Raw genomic sequence first — 15704 nt, 5'->3', positions numbered from 1 at the left:
TAGACTTTGTGAAAATACAGCACTAATACCGAAACTGCCAAAAAACTTCGGCTTTTTTTAGGCAATTTTATACGTTTTTTGCGTCTTTTTCACGCCTGTCTCTGCCTGCATCCCTATTCTGCCATTTTCATATAAGCAAAATATACATTACCTGCTGTATCAAATAAATTCTGTGCATCCGTCATTGACATCTTCTCTGTTGCACCGGTTGCCGGATTATAAATATAGACTCCTGCGTTATCATAGCCTGTAATCAATACAGCTTCGCTTCCACTGTTCATGGCAAATACCGGTGTTCCCAGATTGACATAATATAACACTGCATCCAGATCGCTTCCGGTCAAATCAATGACTACAGAGTCCTGCAGGGTATCCTTTAAAATTTGTTTTGGTGTATTTCCGGATGTCATCAATTCTCCTACACCAACATTTAATCCCTGCATCGAAAGCATACCATTGATTGCTTTTGCTATCGTTGTTCCGGATGCGTCTGCATCACCTATTGTAATCGTCAGTGGTGACTGGGAAGATTTTCTTGCCCTCTTCCAGATATACTGCTGTCTGCTTCCTACCACAACGCCCACATTATCATTTGCCACTGCAATGGCTTTTGCCGCATTATCTGTTGCCAGCACTACTCTTCCGGCAGAATAAGCATAATAATAATCTGTCTCTTCCGGCTCTTTCAGATTCACATTTCTCGGTGACTCCAATACAATCCGTTTCGGAGTCAGAAGACGATCCGAGCTTATCTCTTCTTCCTGTAATAATTGCAGCTGCAGCTGCGTCTGTTTTCGTTCCGTTACCGTACTGTGAATGCTGACTACTTCTGCAGAATCTCCCTCACGATTCATAATCGTATCCTGTTCTGCCGGAACATAAGCCATACCGTTATATTGTTCCCGGTTCAGATAAATAGTATAATCCACAACTTCTACAGACGCTACATAATATCCATCCTTATGATAATCTTTTAACACTCCGTGTTCTTCATCATCCGTATCTACAATATAAATATGATTCATCGGGAACTGTACATTTCCGGCAGAATCTGTATACACATCACTGTCATCTGCCTCTCCATAGATAAAATCATCTTCCATAAATGCCAGTGGCCGGATATACGTTCCTGCTGCCGCTGCCACTTCAAAGCTTTTCGAATTCTCCAGATTCAGAACAGTAATTTTCGAACCGCTGTCACTGTTGCCATCTGCAATATAAGCAACAAACTGGTTATTCTCTGATACCGCATAATTTCCTGTTTCAAATCCGCTGACTACTTCCTTTTCTTTGGTAGTAGCAAGATTAATCTCATACAGTGTCCCACCCATCATAATGTAGAACATTCCACTTTCATTTTCATACATCAGCTGTCCCAGTTCTGATTTCAGCACTTCGTAAGAGTGGGTGGATGGTATAAACAGTTCCTCTTCTACTGTATTTGCCACGCTGTCATAATGATAAACACCTACACCCACCTGACCTTCGTGGTTTCCCCTGTTCATATAACCATACACAACAAAATCAGCACTTCCTGTTTCATCCACCTTAATAATCCGGATATCATGTTCCTTATGATTTTCCCTGGAATCAATCCCCTCATAACCACGGAAGCTGAACACCTGGGAAAGCTTTTTTTCTGTCGCATTGTAACACCAGAGTTCTCCTTCTTTTACAAAACAGAGAATACTTCCTGTCTCATTACTCTTATATTCCATATCGGACGAACATATTCCAAGCTGTAAATAATTCTCATAAAAATCATCATTCTCTGCCCGGAAAATTTCATCCATGGTTCTCTCAAAATTCAATAGATACATCCGGTCATTGGTATAACGGACACGGTAATATTCTTCTACATTATAATATTCCAGTTCCCCATTATCTCCGGTTGCCGTCACTACATAATCCAATAGAATTACATTATAGGAATTATTGATTTCTTTGATGCTTACCGATGGGTCCGTCAGAACGGTCCCATTGAATTTATCCCATGTTACCTGTCGCAGTGTGGAATGAATACTGACATTGGCAAGTGTGGTATTATCCGCAGAAGAATCCGGTTCCATATAAGTTGCCAGAGAGCCGCTTCCATCCTCCTGAAATGTTTTTTCATGGAAATCTTTTGCAAAATCAATGCTTTCCTTCACATAACAATCCTGCGGTTCAATAATCCTTGTATAATAATTTAAAGTATCATCCCCATGCAGTAAATGTATAATCAACAGATATTCTGCATTGGAATCCAGAAGATTCTGAATCGGAAGGTCTGCTGTAATCACTCCATTCTTCTGGGAATAACTATCTACCTTCGCATCTGCAATAAGACGCTTAGTATCCATACTCCGGATCTCATAGGAAAGTTCATCCACTGCATAGCTTCCATTCTGAACGCGGATTGGAAGCAGCCTGTCCGTATCAATCGGCGTAATGCTGTCCCTCATGTAAACTGCATTCATTTCATCTACATACCCGTAGAGTTCATTGATTTTCTGCTCTTTATAATAAAGCTGGACAGTCGGCAGCGTTGCCTCCTCCAGTTCTGTTGTCATATCGGGATTTGTTTTATTTGTCAAAAAGCTAAACACTACGGTTGATACCAGAAACACACCTGCTAACACCAGTGCCCGAATCATTCCTTTATTCATCTGTATTCCTCATCTTCCTAAACTACGAAAAACACGCTTTGCGAGTTTCTCGAGTTATCGCGGTGCTCGTCAAATCTGCATGCAGGCATGCGATTTTTCTCGCTACTCACGTAAACAAACAATATAGCCATCAAAAAACGACAGCTATATTGTAATTCCTTTTTTGCAAAAGCTCAACCTCTATTTTATTATCTGCTACCAGCATCTGCGGCAGCGTCTGTAACGGCATCTGCGGTAAAACATCTCATGAAACAGAAGAATTTCCGGAGCATCCATTCCTTCCCGGCTTTCCCCAAGTCCCGCCTTATCACGGATTCTCTTACAAATCTGCCGCAACATCAGCCGGTCCGGATACTCGTCAAACATGAGACTTCCCTCATATTCCATCTTATCGCATTCTTCTTCCACCAGCTCCTGCACTTTTCTTATCTCCAGCGGATACATCTCTTTCATGCGGTCTAAATCCCTCTGATATTCTAACTCCGTCATGTAAAGATTCTGGATTGGATTTGTCATGTAAAAGGGCTGTTTGCCTGGCATCTGCTGCTGTTGCATCTTAAAGAAAATATCCTGATTATAATCCAATGTTTCCTTCTCTCCTGATTCTCATCAGTATAATATATGCAGCAGAGACTGTTTGTTGACGGCAAAAATGCTGTTATCTGTTTGTTTCCAACGACATCAGAAATAATACCGCTGTCAGTTCCTTTGGGAACATGGCATGCAGTTTCAGAATTTCTTTTGACGTCAGTGTGTCCTGTTGTGCCGCATAATATGCAGCCGCAGCTACCAGCATTTCTTTTCCAAAGTTTTTAACCTCTGCAATCAGTCCTGCCGGCTCCCTTAATTTATGTGCAATGATACATTCTGTCACCTGTCTCAACTCTGCATCTGCCAACTTCTTATGAAGTGTTTCCACAAAATGTTCCATGGAATATTCAATTGCTGCATCTACATCAAATACCTCTCCACAGATTTCTGCCGCTGCAAGGAAATATTCCCTCGGTGACATTTTCTCCTTTTCACTTCGTTCTGCCAGAAGTGTATGTACTTTATTAAATTCACTTTTCTTAGCAAAACGTTTTACCGGCATTTCATCCCTTACCAGTAAATCCAGTTCTGTCATCCGATACAAAAAGTGATCCATTGCCCTGCGGTATTTCTCCATGGATTCCTTTTCAAAGGTATATACATAGCCATAATATTTTCCATAAACCTTCATGGTATCCTGGTATCCCATTCTGGCATTTGCCATTAAAAGAGCATGGGCAAAATTCATCATGGTTCCAAGGGAGCGGCTTGGCTTGATATAAGTTACATACGGCCGCTTTGCATAGGCATCGTGTGCCGGTGATGTATGTAAATCAACAGCAATAATCTGCTGTGCTCCCATTCGGATAGCAAGGTCAATCGGAAGATTATCATAATAGCATCCATCCAGATACGTTGTCTCTCCGATTTTATGCATCGGAAATAATGGAAAAATTGCAGAAGATGCCAGAATATAATCTTTCATAAGTCCTTCCGGAATGTCACTCTTTGTCAGTTCACAGGGTTTTAAAGACGGAAATTCCACCGTAACCAATCCAAAGTCTGTCTTTGATTTCCGAATCTTATCCTCTTCTATCAGTGTTTCAATAAAAGCAGTAAAAGGTGAAATATCTGCACCTTTATTCTTTATATATTTTTTCAGGAATGGACCAATTGTCTCTCTCTGGTCATACATGCCCTCTATGGTATCCGTCAGATTGATTCCATCCTCCATCATATCTTCCATGGTTATGGTGCTCCATAGTTCATACGCTCTGTCATAATCTCCCGTTGCCATTAAGGCTCCGTTAATGGAACCTATGGATGTTCCGGTTACAATCTGATAATCAATGCCAAGTTCATTTAATGCTTTCCAGACTCCCAGTTCATAAGAGCCTTTCGTACCGCCTCCACTTAATGCAATTCCACGTTTCATATAAGTCCTCCTCCGGTTATCTCCCGGCTTCTGCCTTTCTTTTAAGAAAGCCAGACTGTCAGTTTCTCGCCATTGAATGCGAACTCATTTTTACGCCCTTTGTAACATATCACAAATTTCTTATATACTTTTTCATAACCTTTATGCAGCATCCGGACCGTTAATGTCTCATCCTTTGTGACGGTCATCTCATATTCATTATATTCACCATCCTGATATGTAAAATCTTCTCCGTCATCCTGATAATGCACATAACGGCCTTCTCCCGGATATACATCAAGAATCAGGGTATCCAGTTCAATCTCTCCCACATACTGCATCGGTTCAAAACATGGGATAATGCTTCCTGCTTTTACAAAAACCGGACATACATCAAGAGGTGCATCTTTTACAATATACTGCTTTCCGGTATATTTTTCCCTTGTATCATAGTCATACCAGATTCCCTCCGGCAGATACAAAAGCTTCTTCGTCATTCCCTGCTCTACTACAGGGGCTACCAGCATATGCTCTCCAAACAGGAATTCTCCATTGAGATTCCAGGTTTCTTTATCTTTCTCATAATGCAATACCAGTGGACGGATTACCGGCATACCATTCTGCTCCGTCTCATGGAATAAATCATAAAGGTATGGCAGTAATTTATAGCGAAGTTCAATATATTTCCGGTTAATATTTAACGCCTCTTCTCCGAAAAGCCACGGCTCCTGTCTGGTAGAACCCTTGGAAGAATGATTCCGGAACAACGGTGAAAAACAGCCGACCTGTACCCATCTTGACAACAGCTCCGGCGTCACATCTGCACCGAATCCACCTACATCTGTTCCGATAAATACCATACCGGATAATCCCAGATTGCACATCTGCGGAATTGCCATCCGCAGGTGCTCCCACAGGCTCTGATTATCCCCTGTCCATGCTGTGGTATACTTTTGGGAACCACTGTAACAGGCACGGGTGATTACAAATGGTCTTCTGCCGTCCTGCTTCTTCAAGCCTTCATAGGTAGCCTTTGCCATCAGATGTCCATAGACATTGTGCATCTGGCCATGGTCACATGGTCTGTCTTCGTCTGTAAATACCACATCTTCCGGCAGTTCTCCACGAAAGCTTGCCGGCTCATTCATATCATTCCATACACCGCGGACTCCTAAGTCCACAAGATATTTCTGTTTCTCTCCCCACCACTGTCTTACCTTCGGATTTCCAAAGTCAGGGTATACCGCATCTCCAGGCCATACTGCATTTACATAGGTATCCCCTTCCGGTGTCTTGGCAAAATATCCCTGCTCCATGCCTTCATCATACATATCATAACCTGGGTCTAATTTGACACCCGGGTCAATGATGGTAACAATTTTAAATCCTTTTTTCTTTAAATCTGCAATCACTTCACCAGGCCTGCCAAAGTCCTTTTCATTCCAGGTAAAGACCCGGTAGCCATCCATATAGTCAATATCCAGATGAATCGTATCAATCGGAATCTTTAATGCACGGTATTTATCCGCAATTGCGCGGATCTCTGCGGAAGTCTCATATCCCCAGCGCGACTGATGATAGCCTAATGTATAAAGCTGCGGAAGCGGTGTTCTTCCGGTCAGATAAGTATAATCAGCTACTACCTCCGGCATATTATCCCCGGCAATAAAATAATAATCCAGATTGCCACGGTCTGAGCCAAAGAAATAGTATTCCTTATTTTCTTTTGCCAGATCAAAATAAGTCTTACAGGTATTATCAAAAAAGATTCCGTATACGCAGCTTTCACGCAATGTTATAAAGAACGGGATCGATTTATACAATGCTTTAAAGGCTTCCGTATGCGCCGCCGGATTATCCGTATTCCACATCTCATAATCGTAATTCTTCTTATTTAATACCCCTGCTTTATCACCAAAGCCATAGAAGGCTTCGTCTCCTTCCATGCGTTTTACAGCCTGCACATGATAATTCTTATCTGTCGCCTGTGGCACCTCATGTCCCTCTGCTTTTAAGAATTCGATAAATTTCTCACTAATCTGTGTTGCAAATTTCCTTCCACCACGATAGTCCGCACAGAGAAGCTGTCCATTCACATCATAAAAATCCACCATAAAATTATCATATACGCGTATGATTAATTTTGCAGTCCGAACCTCAAGATAGTCAATTCCTTCCTGCACATCAAAATGTATATGCTTTGACTTTTCTCCCTCGATGGCTTTTGAACGATGTTCCTCACATTCGAACGGAACAAACACATTTACAATGTTATCTGTCAGAACCTCTAAACTTCCCTTGCCATATTCAAATGCAAAATGAATGATTCCATTCTCCACATAATAAGATTTTCTTTTTCCCAGCATACTTTTTCCTCCGCTTTTGCTTATATCAGCAGCAATGTGCCACCCACTATCATAAGTAATCCAAAGAATGCCTTTGGCTGTAGTCTTTCATTTAAAAACACAGATGAAAATACAATTGTAACTACAATGCTTAGTTTATCAATCGGCACCACTACACTGGCTTCGCCCAGCTGCAATGCCCGGTAATAACAAAGCCAGGATGCTCCGGTCGCTATTCCGGATAAAATCAGAAACATTCCATCCCGGAAGGTCATACTCCGGACCTGCTTCTGTTTCTTTGTCACAAATACTACCACCCATGCCATAACAAGTACCACTCCAGTACGATATGCCGTTCCGAGATTGGAATTCACACCATCTATTCCCACCTTGGCAAGGATGGATGTCAGGCTGGCAAACACTGCAGACAGCAGTGCATAGATAAGCCATGCCCGGCTCTTTGTGCCACCGCTTTTCTTTCTGGTAATCATGAGCATCGTTCCAACGCCAATTAATACCATGGCAATAATTTTCTTCTCGTTCAGTCCTTCATTTAAGAAAATGACTGCCAGAATCATTGTCAGGATTGTACTGGATTTATCAATCGGTGTTACTTTATTTACATCTCCTAGCTGCAATGCCCGAAAATAGCAAAGCCAGGATACTCCGGTCGCTATTCCTGATAACGCAAGATAAATTAACGTCCGCATTCCTATACTTCCGATTGGAGTATAAGATCCGGTAAGCCGTACCATAATCCATGCAAAAATCAATACTACAACCGTCCGGATTGCTGTTGCAAGATTCGAGTCTATTTTCTTAATTCCAACTTTTGCCAATATTGCCGTAATACCTGCAAAAAAAGCAGAGCCACATGCATATGCAAGCCACATATTTATTCCTCTTCTCTTGTTTGTTCTTTCCTGCACCCTTCATTCCCCATACATATCCTATTTCAGAAATCCATTTACAATCTGCTCCTCTGCCTCTTTTTCAGACAGTCCCAGTGTCATCAGCTTAATCAGCTGTTCTCCTGCTATTTTTCCAATTGCTGCCTCATGAATCAATGCTGCATCGATATCATTTGCTGCAAGAGACGGAATTGCCTCCACCTTTCCATTGTCCATGATGATGGCATCACATTCTGTATGTCCGCTACATGCATTATTACCACGAATATAAGAAACAAACTTCTGGTGGGAATCTCCCTTTGCTACCGAACGCGATACCACATTTGCACTGGAATGTGCTCCATTTAAATCTACCGTAAAATCTGTCTCTGCCTTCTGCTGTCCATGAGTCATAATACGTTCATGAATCACAAGGGACGCATCTTCTTTAAGATCTGCTTCGGTTGTACGGATTGTGGAGTCTACTCCTTTAATCTGAACACTGTCCATATCCATGAATCCGCCTTCTTCCATGTGGATCACGGTAGTTGGATTTAAGACTCTGGCTCCATTTCCATCCCCTTCACCATAATGCTTTTCTACATATTTTACTTTTGCATTCTTTCCTATATAAAAGGTGTGTATTCCATCATGCTGTGATGTCTGGTCTCCGCAGTTGTGGATACCGCATCCCGCAATGATTGTCACATCTGCACCTTCCCCGATATAAAAATCATTATACACCAGGTCCTTTAAGCCGCTTTCACTTAAGATAACCGGAATATGCATACTCTCATTCTTTGTTCCCGGTTTTACATAGATATCAATTCCCGGCTTGTCCTTCTTAGTTACAATATCAATATTTGCAGTTGTATTTCTTGCCTCCAGTTTTCCGTTGTTGCGGATGTTATATGCACCTTCCGGCACGCTGTGCAAATCTGATATCTCTGCTAAAAGATTCTTTTCTATACTGTCCATTTTCTCACCTTTTCCTAGACTAATTTTTCCATCAAAGTAGAGCAGGCTTCACTGCTGCCTAACAGCTTTGGAAGCACTTCTTCCCGGCTTCCGGCTGTGCTTACTTCTCCATCTGCAATTACAATAATCCGGTCTGCAATGTTTAAGATTCTCTCCTGATGTGAAATAATCAGAATCGAGCCATTGATTTTCTGATACATATTCTCAAATACCTGAATCAGATTGTTAAAACTCCAAAGGTCAATTCCTGCCTCCGGCTCATCAAATATGGATAATTTGGTTCCTCTTGCAATTATCATTGCAATCTCAATACGCTTTAGCTCCCCACCGGAAAGGCTGTCATTTACCTCCCTGCCAATATAATCCTTTGCGCAAAGTCCTACTTCTGAAAGATAGGAACATGCCTGGCTGATGGAAATATCTTTTCCCGATGCCAGTGTAATCAAATCCTTTACGGTCAATCCCTTAAATCTTACCGGCTGCTGAAACGCAAAGCTGATTCCCTTTCTTGCCCGTTCGGTAATGGATAATCCTGTAATATCCTCTCCATCCAATAAAATCTGTCCGGAAGTTGGTGTTACTATTCCGGCAATCAGCTTCGCCAGCGTGGATTTACCTCCACCGTTTGGTCCGGTAATTGCCACAAACCGGTCTTCTATCTTCAGATTGATATTTTTTAATATTTCCTTGTCTGCTGTTTCATCATTTACCTGAAAACTAATGTCTTTTAATTCCAGCATTTCTCTTTCCTCACCTTACTATCAGATTCACCTATCTGCCTCTCTGCGAACCTGGTTTTTATAAAAAAAGGATAGCACAAAATGGCTTTTTTGCCAACTTCTTTCCCTTCTATTATACATTTTGGATTCTTTTTAATGAAATATTAATAAATTTTTATCGAGATTTACCGTTGTTTTTTTTCTTAAATAGATATATCCTTATTCAGTCAAAAGTAAATTATATGTAAAAAGTGTGTAATCTACTGGGAGGAGAACCATTATTATGAGAGAAAAACATTCTTTTTTAAGTAAGTGCAAGAACTTATTTTTTAAACTAAAAAACAAAATAAATACTTTTAAGAACCGGGAGAAGAAAACACATCCACACCTTGACCGTGCAGTTGTGATTATGAATAAATACTCTTTGGTATTCCATCTGTTACTGTCCTGTTTCCTCGTTCTGGTGATTGAATGTATTTCCAGACGAAATGTGCTTTCTGCATTTTCCTTTATTGCAGGACACACCATTGCTTACCTTTATAACTCATTTATTATTTTTGCAAGTTTATCCCTGGTCTATCTGATTCGAAGAAGAACACTTGCCCGTCTCTTAATCAGCGGCTTCTGGCTTTTCCTTGGAACCATCAATGGTGTTATTCTTTCCAAACGTGTAACTCCATTTGGTTTTACAGATTTGAAATGTCTGTCTGACTTATTTGCCATGCAGAACACCAAATACTTTACCTTTGGTGAAGCACTCGCCGTTATTATCGTAGTCGGTCTTTTCCTGCTTTTCTGTATCTGGCTTTTTATCAAAGGACCAAAATATCAGGGCAAAATCAACTGGATTGTAAGTCCGCTTATGGTTGCTGTTATCTTCCTGATGTTACCGGTAACTACCAAGGCAGCCCAGTCCAATAATATTGTTGCTTCCTATTTTGCCAATATTGCACAGGGCTATGAAAATTATGGTTTTGTCTACGGCTTCTCATCCAGCGTTGTTGACCGTGGTATGAGTAAACCGGACAGTTATTCCGAAGAGCGTATTGCCAAAATAGGGGCTTCCGTTCCGGAAGAAACTACCGAAGCTGCCGAAGATGCGCCAAATATTATTGTTGTTTTACTGGAATCCTTTGTAGATCCCTCTGATGTTAAGTTCTTACATACTTCAGAAGATCCGGTTCCAAATTTTCACAACTTATTAAACAACTATTCTTCCGGTTACTTAAAAGTTCCTGTTGTAGGTGCCGGAACAGCCAATACTGAATTTGAAGTATTAACCGGTATGAGCATGCAGTATTTTGGTACCGGCGAATACCCATATAAGACTACTTTAAAAGAAATCGACAGTTGCGAAAGTATTGCTTCCGACCTTGGAAGTCTCGGCTATGGTACACATGTTGTACATAACAACGGTGGTAACTTCTACAGCCGTGCCAATGCCTTCTCCCTGATGGGATTTGACAGCTTCACCAGTAAAGAGTGTATGAACATTCAGGAGTACACACCACTTGGTTCCTGGCCAACCGATAACATCTTAATCAGTGAAACCTTAAAGGCTATGGATTCTACCCCTGACCAGTCAGATCTGGTATATACCATTACCGTACAGGGACATGGTGATTATCCTACTGAAAAGATTCTTGAAAATCCGGAAATTGCAGTAAGCGGTGCTGCAGATGAGGCTTCTAACAATCGGTGGGAATATTACATTAACATGATTCACGAAGTAGATAAATTCATCGGCAACTTAACCGAAGAGCTTTCCAAACGGGATGAAAAGACCATCGTGGTATTCTTCGGCGACCACCTTCCTACCATGGGACTGACCGATGATGATATGGTATCCGGTGACATTTTCAAAACCAAATATGTTACCTGGAACAACTTTAATTTACCAAAACAGGATGCTGACTGTGCTGCTTATGAATTATTAGCAAACATCACCAACCAGCTTGACATCCACAAAGGAACCATGTTCTCTTACATCCAGAGCCAGAAGGGTTCTGCTTCTTACGACGAGAACTTAGAGAATTTACAATATGACCTTCTTTACGGAAAACGTTATGCTTACAACGGAACAGATAAATATCCAGCAAGTGATCTGGTTATGGGTATTGATGATGTAACGATTAACAGTGTATGGAAATCCGATGACAATAAGTTATGTATTTACGGCTCCGGATTTACTCCTTGGACGAAAATTTATGTCAACGGAGAGAAGGTATCCACTTCCTTCTTAGGAAGCACCATGTTAAAGATTAATCTTGACGACATTGAAGACGGCGATACGATTGTTGCTAACATTGTAGGTTCCAGCAGCACCATCTTCCGAAGCTCCAACGAGTTCCTCTATGAGGATCCGGATGTAGAACATACGGAAGAGCCTGCTACCGAAACAGAGCAGCCTTCTACTGATACAGAAGGTTCTACCCAGTCCACTGAGAAATCCACAGAGCAGTCCTCTGAACAGTCTTTAAGTGGTGCCGGTACAGCAACTGACCAGTCTGTAGAGCATGCAGTCAATACTCCACTGACACAGAATTAAAATAATACACAGAAAGCCCCGATGGGATGAATTCTTCTATCAGATTTCTCCCATCGGGGCTTTGTTATTTCTTTTATTTCACATAATTTTTGTCTACGTTGACCACGATATGATACTGTTCGCCCAGCTTTTCCTTTACCTGATGTTCCAGTTCTTTTAACACTGCTTCATCACTGGAACGGTAGCCAAATGGAATCACTACATCAAAGATAAGATTGGTATGGGTCGGTCCCTGAACCATACGAAAATCATGCATGGTAATGACCTCATCAATATCCTTCAAAATACCTGTAACCGTTTCTTTTATCCCGGTCAGTTCCTTGCTTCCGGTAATCACCGGATCCATATGTATGACAGCCTCACAATTCAGTTCCCTTTTCAATTTCATTTCTACATTGTCTATCATATCATGTATTACAAGGATATTCATTTCTGCCGGCACTTCCGCATGTAGTGATACCATCAGACGTCCCGGTCCATAATCATGTACGACTAAATCATGAATACCGATAATCATTTTTTCTTCCAACACCAGATGTTCTATCTCTTTTACGAATTCTTCCTCCGGTGGCTGTCCCAGCAGTGGATTTAAAGTCTCCTTCGCTGCATTAATTCCACCATATAAGATAAACAGTCCTACCGCCACACCACAGTAGCCGTCAATATTGACTGATGTAAATTCTGCAATCAATGTGGTGATTAAAACCACAGATGTGGTAATGCTGTCGCTTAAGCTGTCCATGGCAGTTGCCCGCATAGCCGCTGAATTAATCTTCTTTGCGACTCTCCTGTTGTAGAAGGTCATATACAGCTTTACAGCAATCGATATCAGCAGAATCACGATAATTAACGCAGAGCATTCCGTTGCTTCCGGATGAAGAATCTTTCTGATGGAATCCTGTATCAGTTCCACTGCCATAATTAAAATAACTGCAGCAACCACAAGCCCGGAAACGTATTCCATTCTTCCATGTCCAAATGGATGCTCCGGATCCGGCTTTGCTGCTCCCAGTTTAAAGCCCAGCAATGTTACAATGGATGAGCCGGCATCCGACAGGTTATTAAATGCGTCCGCTGTAATTGCAATGGATTTACTGATGGTTCCCGCAATAAATTTTCCTGTAAATAATAATACATTTAGCAAAATACCTACAATACCACATAACGTACCGTAGGCAAGCCGTACCTTCTCCGGCTTGTCATCTTCCCGGATAAATATCCGGGCTAATAATGTTATCATAAATCTTCTCCTTTTGCTCCCTTATTTGTTCCGCACTAATTCAATATTTTAAAATTCTTCAGTGGCCAATACCGGAAAATCGCTTTTCCAAGTATTTTACCTTTCTTCACATAGGTATTGGTCCAGTATCTTCCATCATAGGAGTTATTCCGGTTATCTCCCATTACAAAATAGCTGTCCTCCGGCACTTCAAAGGTATACGGTCCTGTAGCTACCGTCCATGTCTCTTTGAGATAATCCTCCTCTAAGAGTTCTCCGTTGACATATACTTTGCCATCTTCTATCTTTACCGTATCTCCCGGACAGCCAATGACACGTTTTACATAGTTCTGGCTCTCATCATCCGGAAACTTAAAGATAATGATGTCTCCCCGCTCCGGTCCAGAAAACAGATATGACCATCGGAATCCAATCAGCTTATCTCCGGTCATGATTGTATTTTCCATGGAACCGGATGGAATCTCTGCATTAATTAACACAAAACGATTTAAAAACATAGCAATCAGCACCGCTGCTACAATCGTAATTACCCAGCTTAGGAATTCCCCTGCTGTAGACGCCGCATTCTTTGTATCAGATTTTCTTCCTTTCTTCCTGCGTCTGCCGCCTTCTGAATATTCCTCTTCTGGTTCTTCTAATTCTTCCCGGTTGTCCTCTGACTCTTCCGGTTCTTCGATATTCTCAAAGTCATCTATATATTCTAATTCTTCATTTCTTTCTTTTTTCTGCATCTAAATTGCCTCCGGTCTCTTTCCTTCCCGTTGTTCGTTCTATTATACTCCAAGCAGGGAAGAAATTCCACTGGAAATGCTTTGCGAATTTCTCGTGTAAATTAAAAAGTCCCCGAAACATAACGTTTCGGGGATGTTTTCTATGTGTTCAATGACATCTGCATTCTCTAAGTGTTCAATGACATCCACTCGGCTAAGATTCAAACTTCGTCTGCGACTCGTTTTCATCAAGTCTCGGGATGGGCTTTCACACTAAGTTCACGCTTCGCCTATGGCTCGCGTTCTCTAAGTGTTCAATGCCTAGCAGACGCCCTGGGCAAGCATAGCCTCAGCTACTTTTTCGAAGCCTGCGATGTTAGCTCCTGCTACATAGTTACCTTCCATGTTGTAACGTTTTGCAGCATCATCAATATTATGATAGATATTTACCATAATCTGTTTTAACTTAGCATCTACTTCTTCGAATGTCCAGCTTAAACGCTCTGAGTTCTGGCTCATCTCTAATGCAGAAGTTGCAACTCCACCTGCGTTAGAAGCTTTACCACAGATGAACCATACTCCGTTATCCTGTAAGTATTTGGTTGCATCTAAGGTTGTAGGCATGTTAGCACCTTCACAAACTGCTTTACATCCGTTTGCTACTAACTGTTTTGCATCATCGATAAGGAGCTCGTTCTGTGTAGCACATGGAAGAGCGATATCACATTTAATCTGCCATACGCCACGGCCTTCATGATATTCTGCACTCTTTCTTGCAGCAGCATACTCAGTAAGACGAGCACGTTTTACTTCTTTTACTTCTTTTAATAATGCAACATCGATTCCTTCCGGATCATAAATCCATCCGGTAGAATCAGAACAGGTAACAACTTTTGCACCCATCTGCTGCGCTTTCTGGATAGCGTAGATTGCAACGTTACCAGCACCAGATACAACAACTGTCTTACCTTCCATAGATTCACCATGACATTTCATTAATTCTTCTGTAATGTATAAAAGACCATATCCGGTAGCTTCTGTACGAGCTAAAGATCCACCATAGGTAAGTCCCTTACCTGTCAGAACACCTTCGTACATTCCACGGATTCTCTTATACTGTCCAAACATGTATCCGATTTCTCTTGCGCCTGTTCCGATATCTCCTGCCGGAACGTCAACGTCAGCGCCAATATATTTGCAAAGCTCGGTCATAAAGCTCTGGCAGAATGCCATTACTTCACGGTCTGATTTTCCCTTAGGGTCAAAGTCAGAACCACCTTTACCACCGCCGATTGGAAGTCCTGTTAAAGAGTTTTTAAATACCTGCTCAAATCCTAAGAATTTGATGATTCCGATATTTACGGAAGGATGGAGACGAAGACCTCCCTTGTACGGTCCAATAGAATTGTTGAACTGTACTCTGTAACCTGTATTAACCTGAACCTGTCCCTTGTCATCTACCCAAGGTACACGGAATTTAAGCTGTCTATCCGGCTCGGTTATTCTCTCAAGTAATGCTTCTTTACGATATTTCTCCTCATTTGCTTCGATTACCGGTCTTAAAGACTCCAGTACTTCTTCTACTGCCTGAAGGAATTCTGGCTCAGAAGCGTTTTTTGCTTTTACTCTTTCTAATACTTCATCAACGTAGCTCATATTATATCTCCTTTACATATTAATT

At 41.4% G+C, this 15704-nt stretch carries 11 protein-coding genes; 1 reads left to right on the top strand and 10 read right to left on the bottom strand.

Annotated features, from left to right (window positions below):
• Nucleotides 1–113: 113 nt before the first annotated feature.
• The 7 genes from DWY37_RS06830 to DWY37_RS06800 all read right to left on the bottom strand — a co-directional run bounded on the left by DWY37_RS06830 (nt 114) and on the right by DWY37_RS06800 (nt 9546).
• Entirely contained in the window at nt 114–2648 is a 2535-nt protein-coding gene (locus DWY37_RS06830; protein ID WP_117698650.1) for a hypothetical protein, read from the bottom strand.
• Nucleotides 2649–2843: 195 nt separating this feature from the next.
• On the bottom strand, nt 2844–3233 hold the full coding sequence (locus DWY37_RS06825) for a hypothetical protein (protein ID WP_117698649.1): 390 nt from the start codon (nt 3231–3233) through the stop codon (nt 2844–2846).
• Nucleotides 3234–3306: 73 nt separating this feature from the next.
• Complete coding sequence (locus tag DWY37_RS06820) at nt 3307–4614, bottom strand: patatin-like phospholipase family protein (RefSeq protein ID WP_117698648.1); 1308 nt, start codon at nt 4612–4614, stop codon at nt 3307–3309.
• Between the two features lie 41 nt (nt 4615–4655).
• Complete coding sequence (locus DWY37_RS06815) at nt 4656–6959, bottom strand: glycoside hydrolase family 31 protein (protein ID WP_117698647.1); 2304 nt, start codon at nt 6957–6959, stop codon at nt 4656–4658.
• A gap of 20 nt (nt 6960–6979) precedes the next feature.
• Nucleotides 6980–7831 carry an EamA family transporter gene (locus tag DWY37_RS06810; RefSeq protein ID WP_117698646.1) on the bottom strand — a complete coding sequence of 284 codons (852 nt, stop codon included), beginning with the start codon at nt 7829–7831 and terminating at the stop codon, nt 6980–6982.
• 57 nt (nt 7832–7888) lie between these two features.
• Nucleotides 7889–8806 carry a SufB/SufD family protein gene (locus tag DWY37_RS06805; protein ID WP_117698645.1) on the bottom strand — a complete coding sequence of 306 codons (918 nt, stop codon included), beginning with the start codon at nt 8804–8806 and terminating at the stop codon, nt 7889–7891.
• 14 nt (nt 8807–8820) lie between these two features.
• Nucleotides 8821–9546, bottom strand: a complete 726-nt coding sequence (locus DWY37_RS06800) for an ABC transporter ATP-binding protein (RefSeq protein ID WP_117698644.1) — start codon at nt 9544–9546, stop codon at nt 8821–8823.
• A gap of 262 nt (nt 9547–9808) precedes the next feature.
• Between DWY37_RS06800 and DWY37_RS06795 the strand changes: the two genes are divergently transcribed.
• Nucleotides 9809–12073, top strand: a complete 2265-nt coding sequence (locus tag DWY37_RS06795) for an LTA synthase family protein (RefSeq protein WP_199534390.1) — start codon at nt 9809–9811, stop codon at nt 12071–12073.
• Nucleotides 12074–12146: 73 nt separating this feature from the next.
• On the opposite strand, the gene DWY37_RS06790 is transcribed toward DWY37_RS06795, so the two are convergent.
• The 3 genes from DWY37_RS06790 to gdhA form a co-directional block, all read right to left on the bottom strand.
• Complete coding sequence (locus tag DWY37_RS06790; protein ID WP_117699284.1) at nt 12147–13313, bottom strand: cation diffusion facilitator family transporter; 1167 nt, start codon at nt 13311–13313, stop codon at nt 12147–12149.
• A gap of 35 nt (nt 13314–13348) precedes the next feature.
• Nucleotides 13349–14044, bottom strand: coding sequence for a signal peptidase I (lepB, locus tag DWY37_RS06785; RefSeq protein WP_117699285.1), 696 nt, complete (start codon nt 14042–14044; stop codon nt 13349–13351).
• Between the two features lie 300 nt (nt 14045–14344).
• Nucleotides 14345–15679: an NADP-specific glutamate dehydrogenase gene (gene gdhA, locus DWY37_RS06780; RefSeq protein ID WP_022243643.1), complete on the bottom strand. Its 1335-nt coding sequence runs from the start codon at nt 15677–15679 to the stop codon at nt 14345–14347.
• Nucleotides 15680–15704 lie beyond the last annotated feature (25 nt).

This window comes from Roseburia sp. AF25-13LB (assembly GCF_003478915.1).
In the GTDB taxonomy this organism is placed as follows: Bacteria; Bacillota; Clostridia; order Lachnospirales; family Lachnospiraceae; genus Roseburia_C; species Roseburia_C amylophila.
Note: the sequence above shows the minus strand (reverse complement) of the source record. Positions and strands in the feature narration are given on the sequence as shown.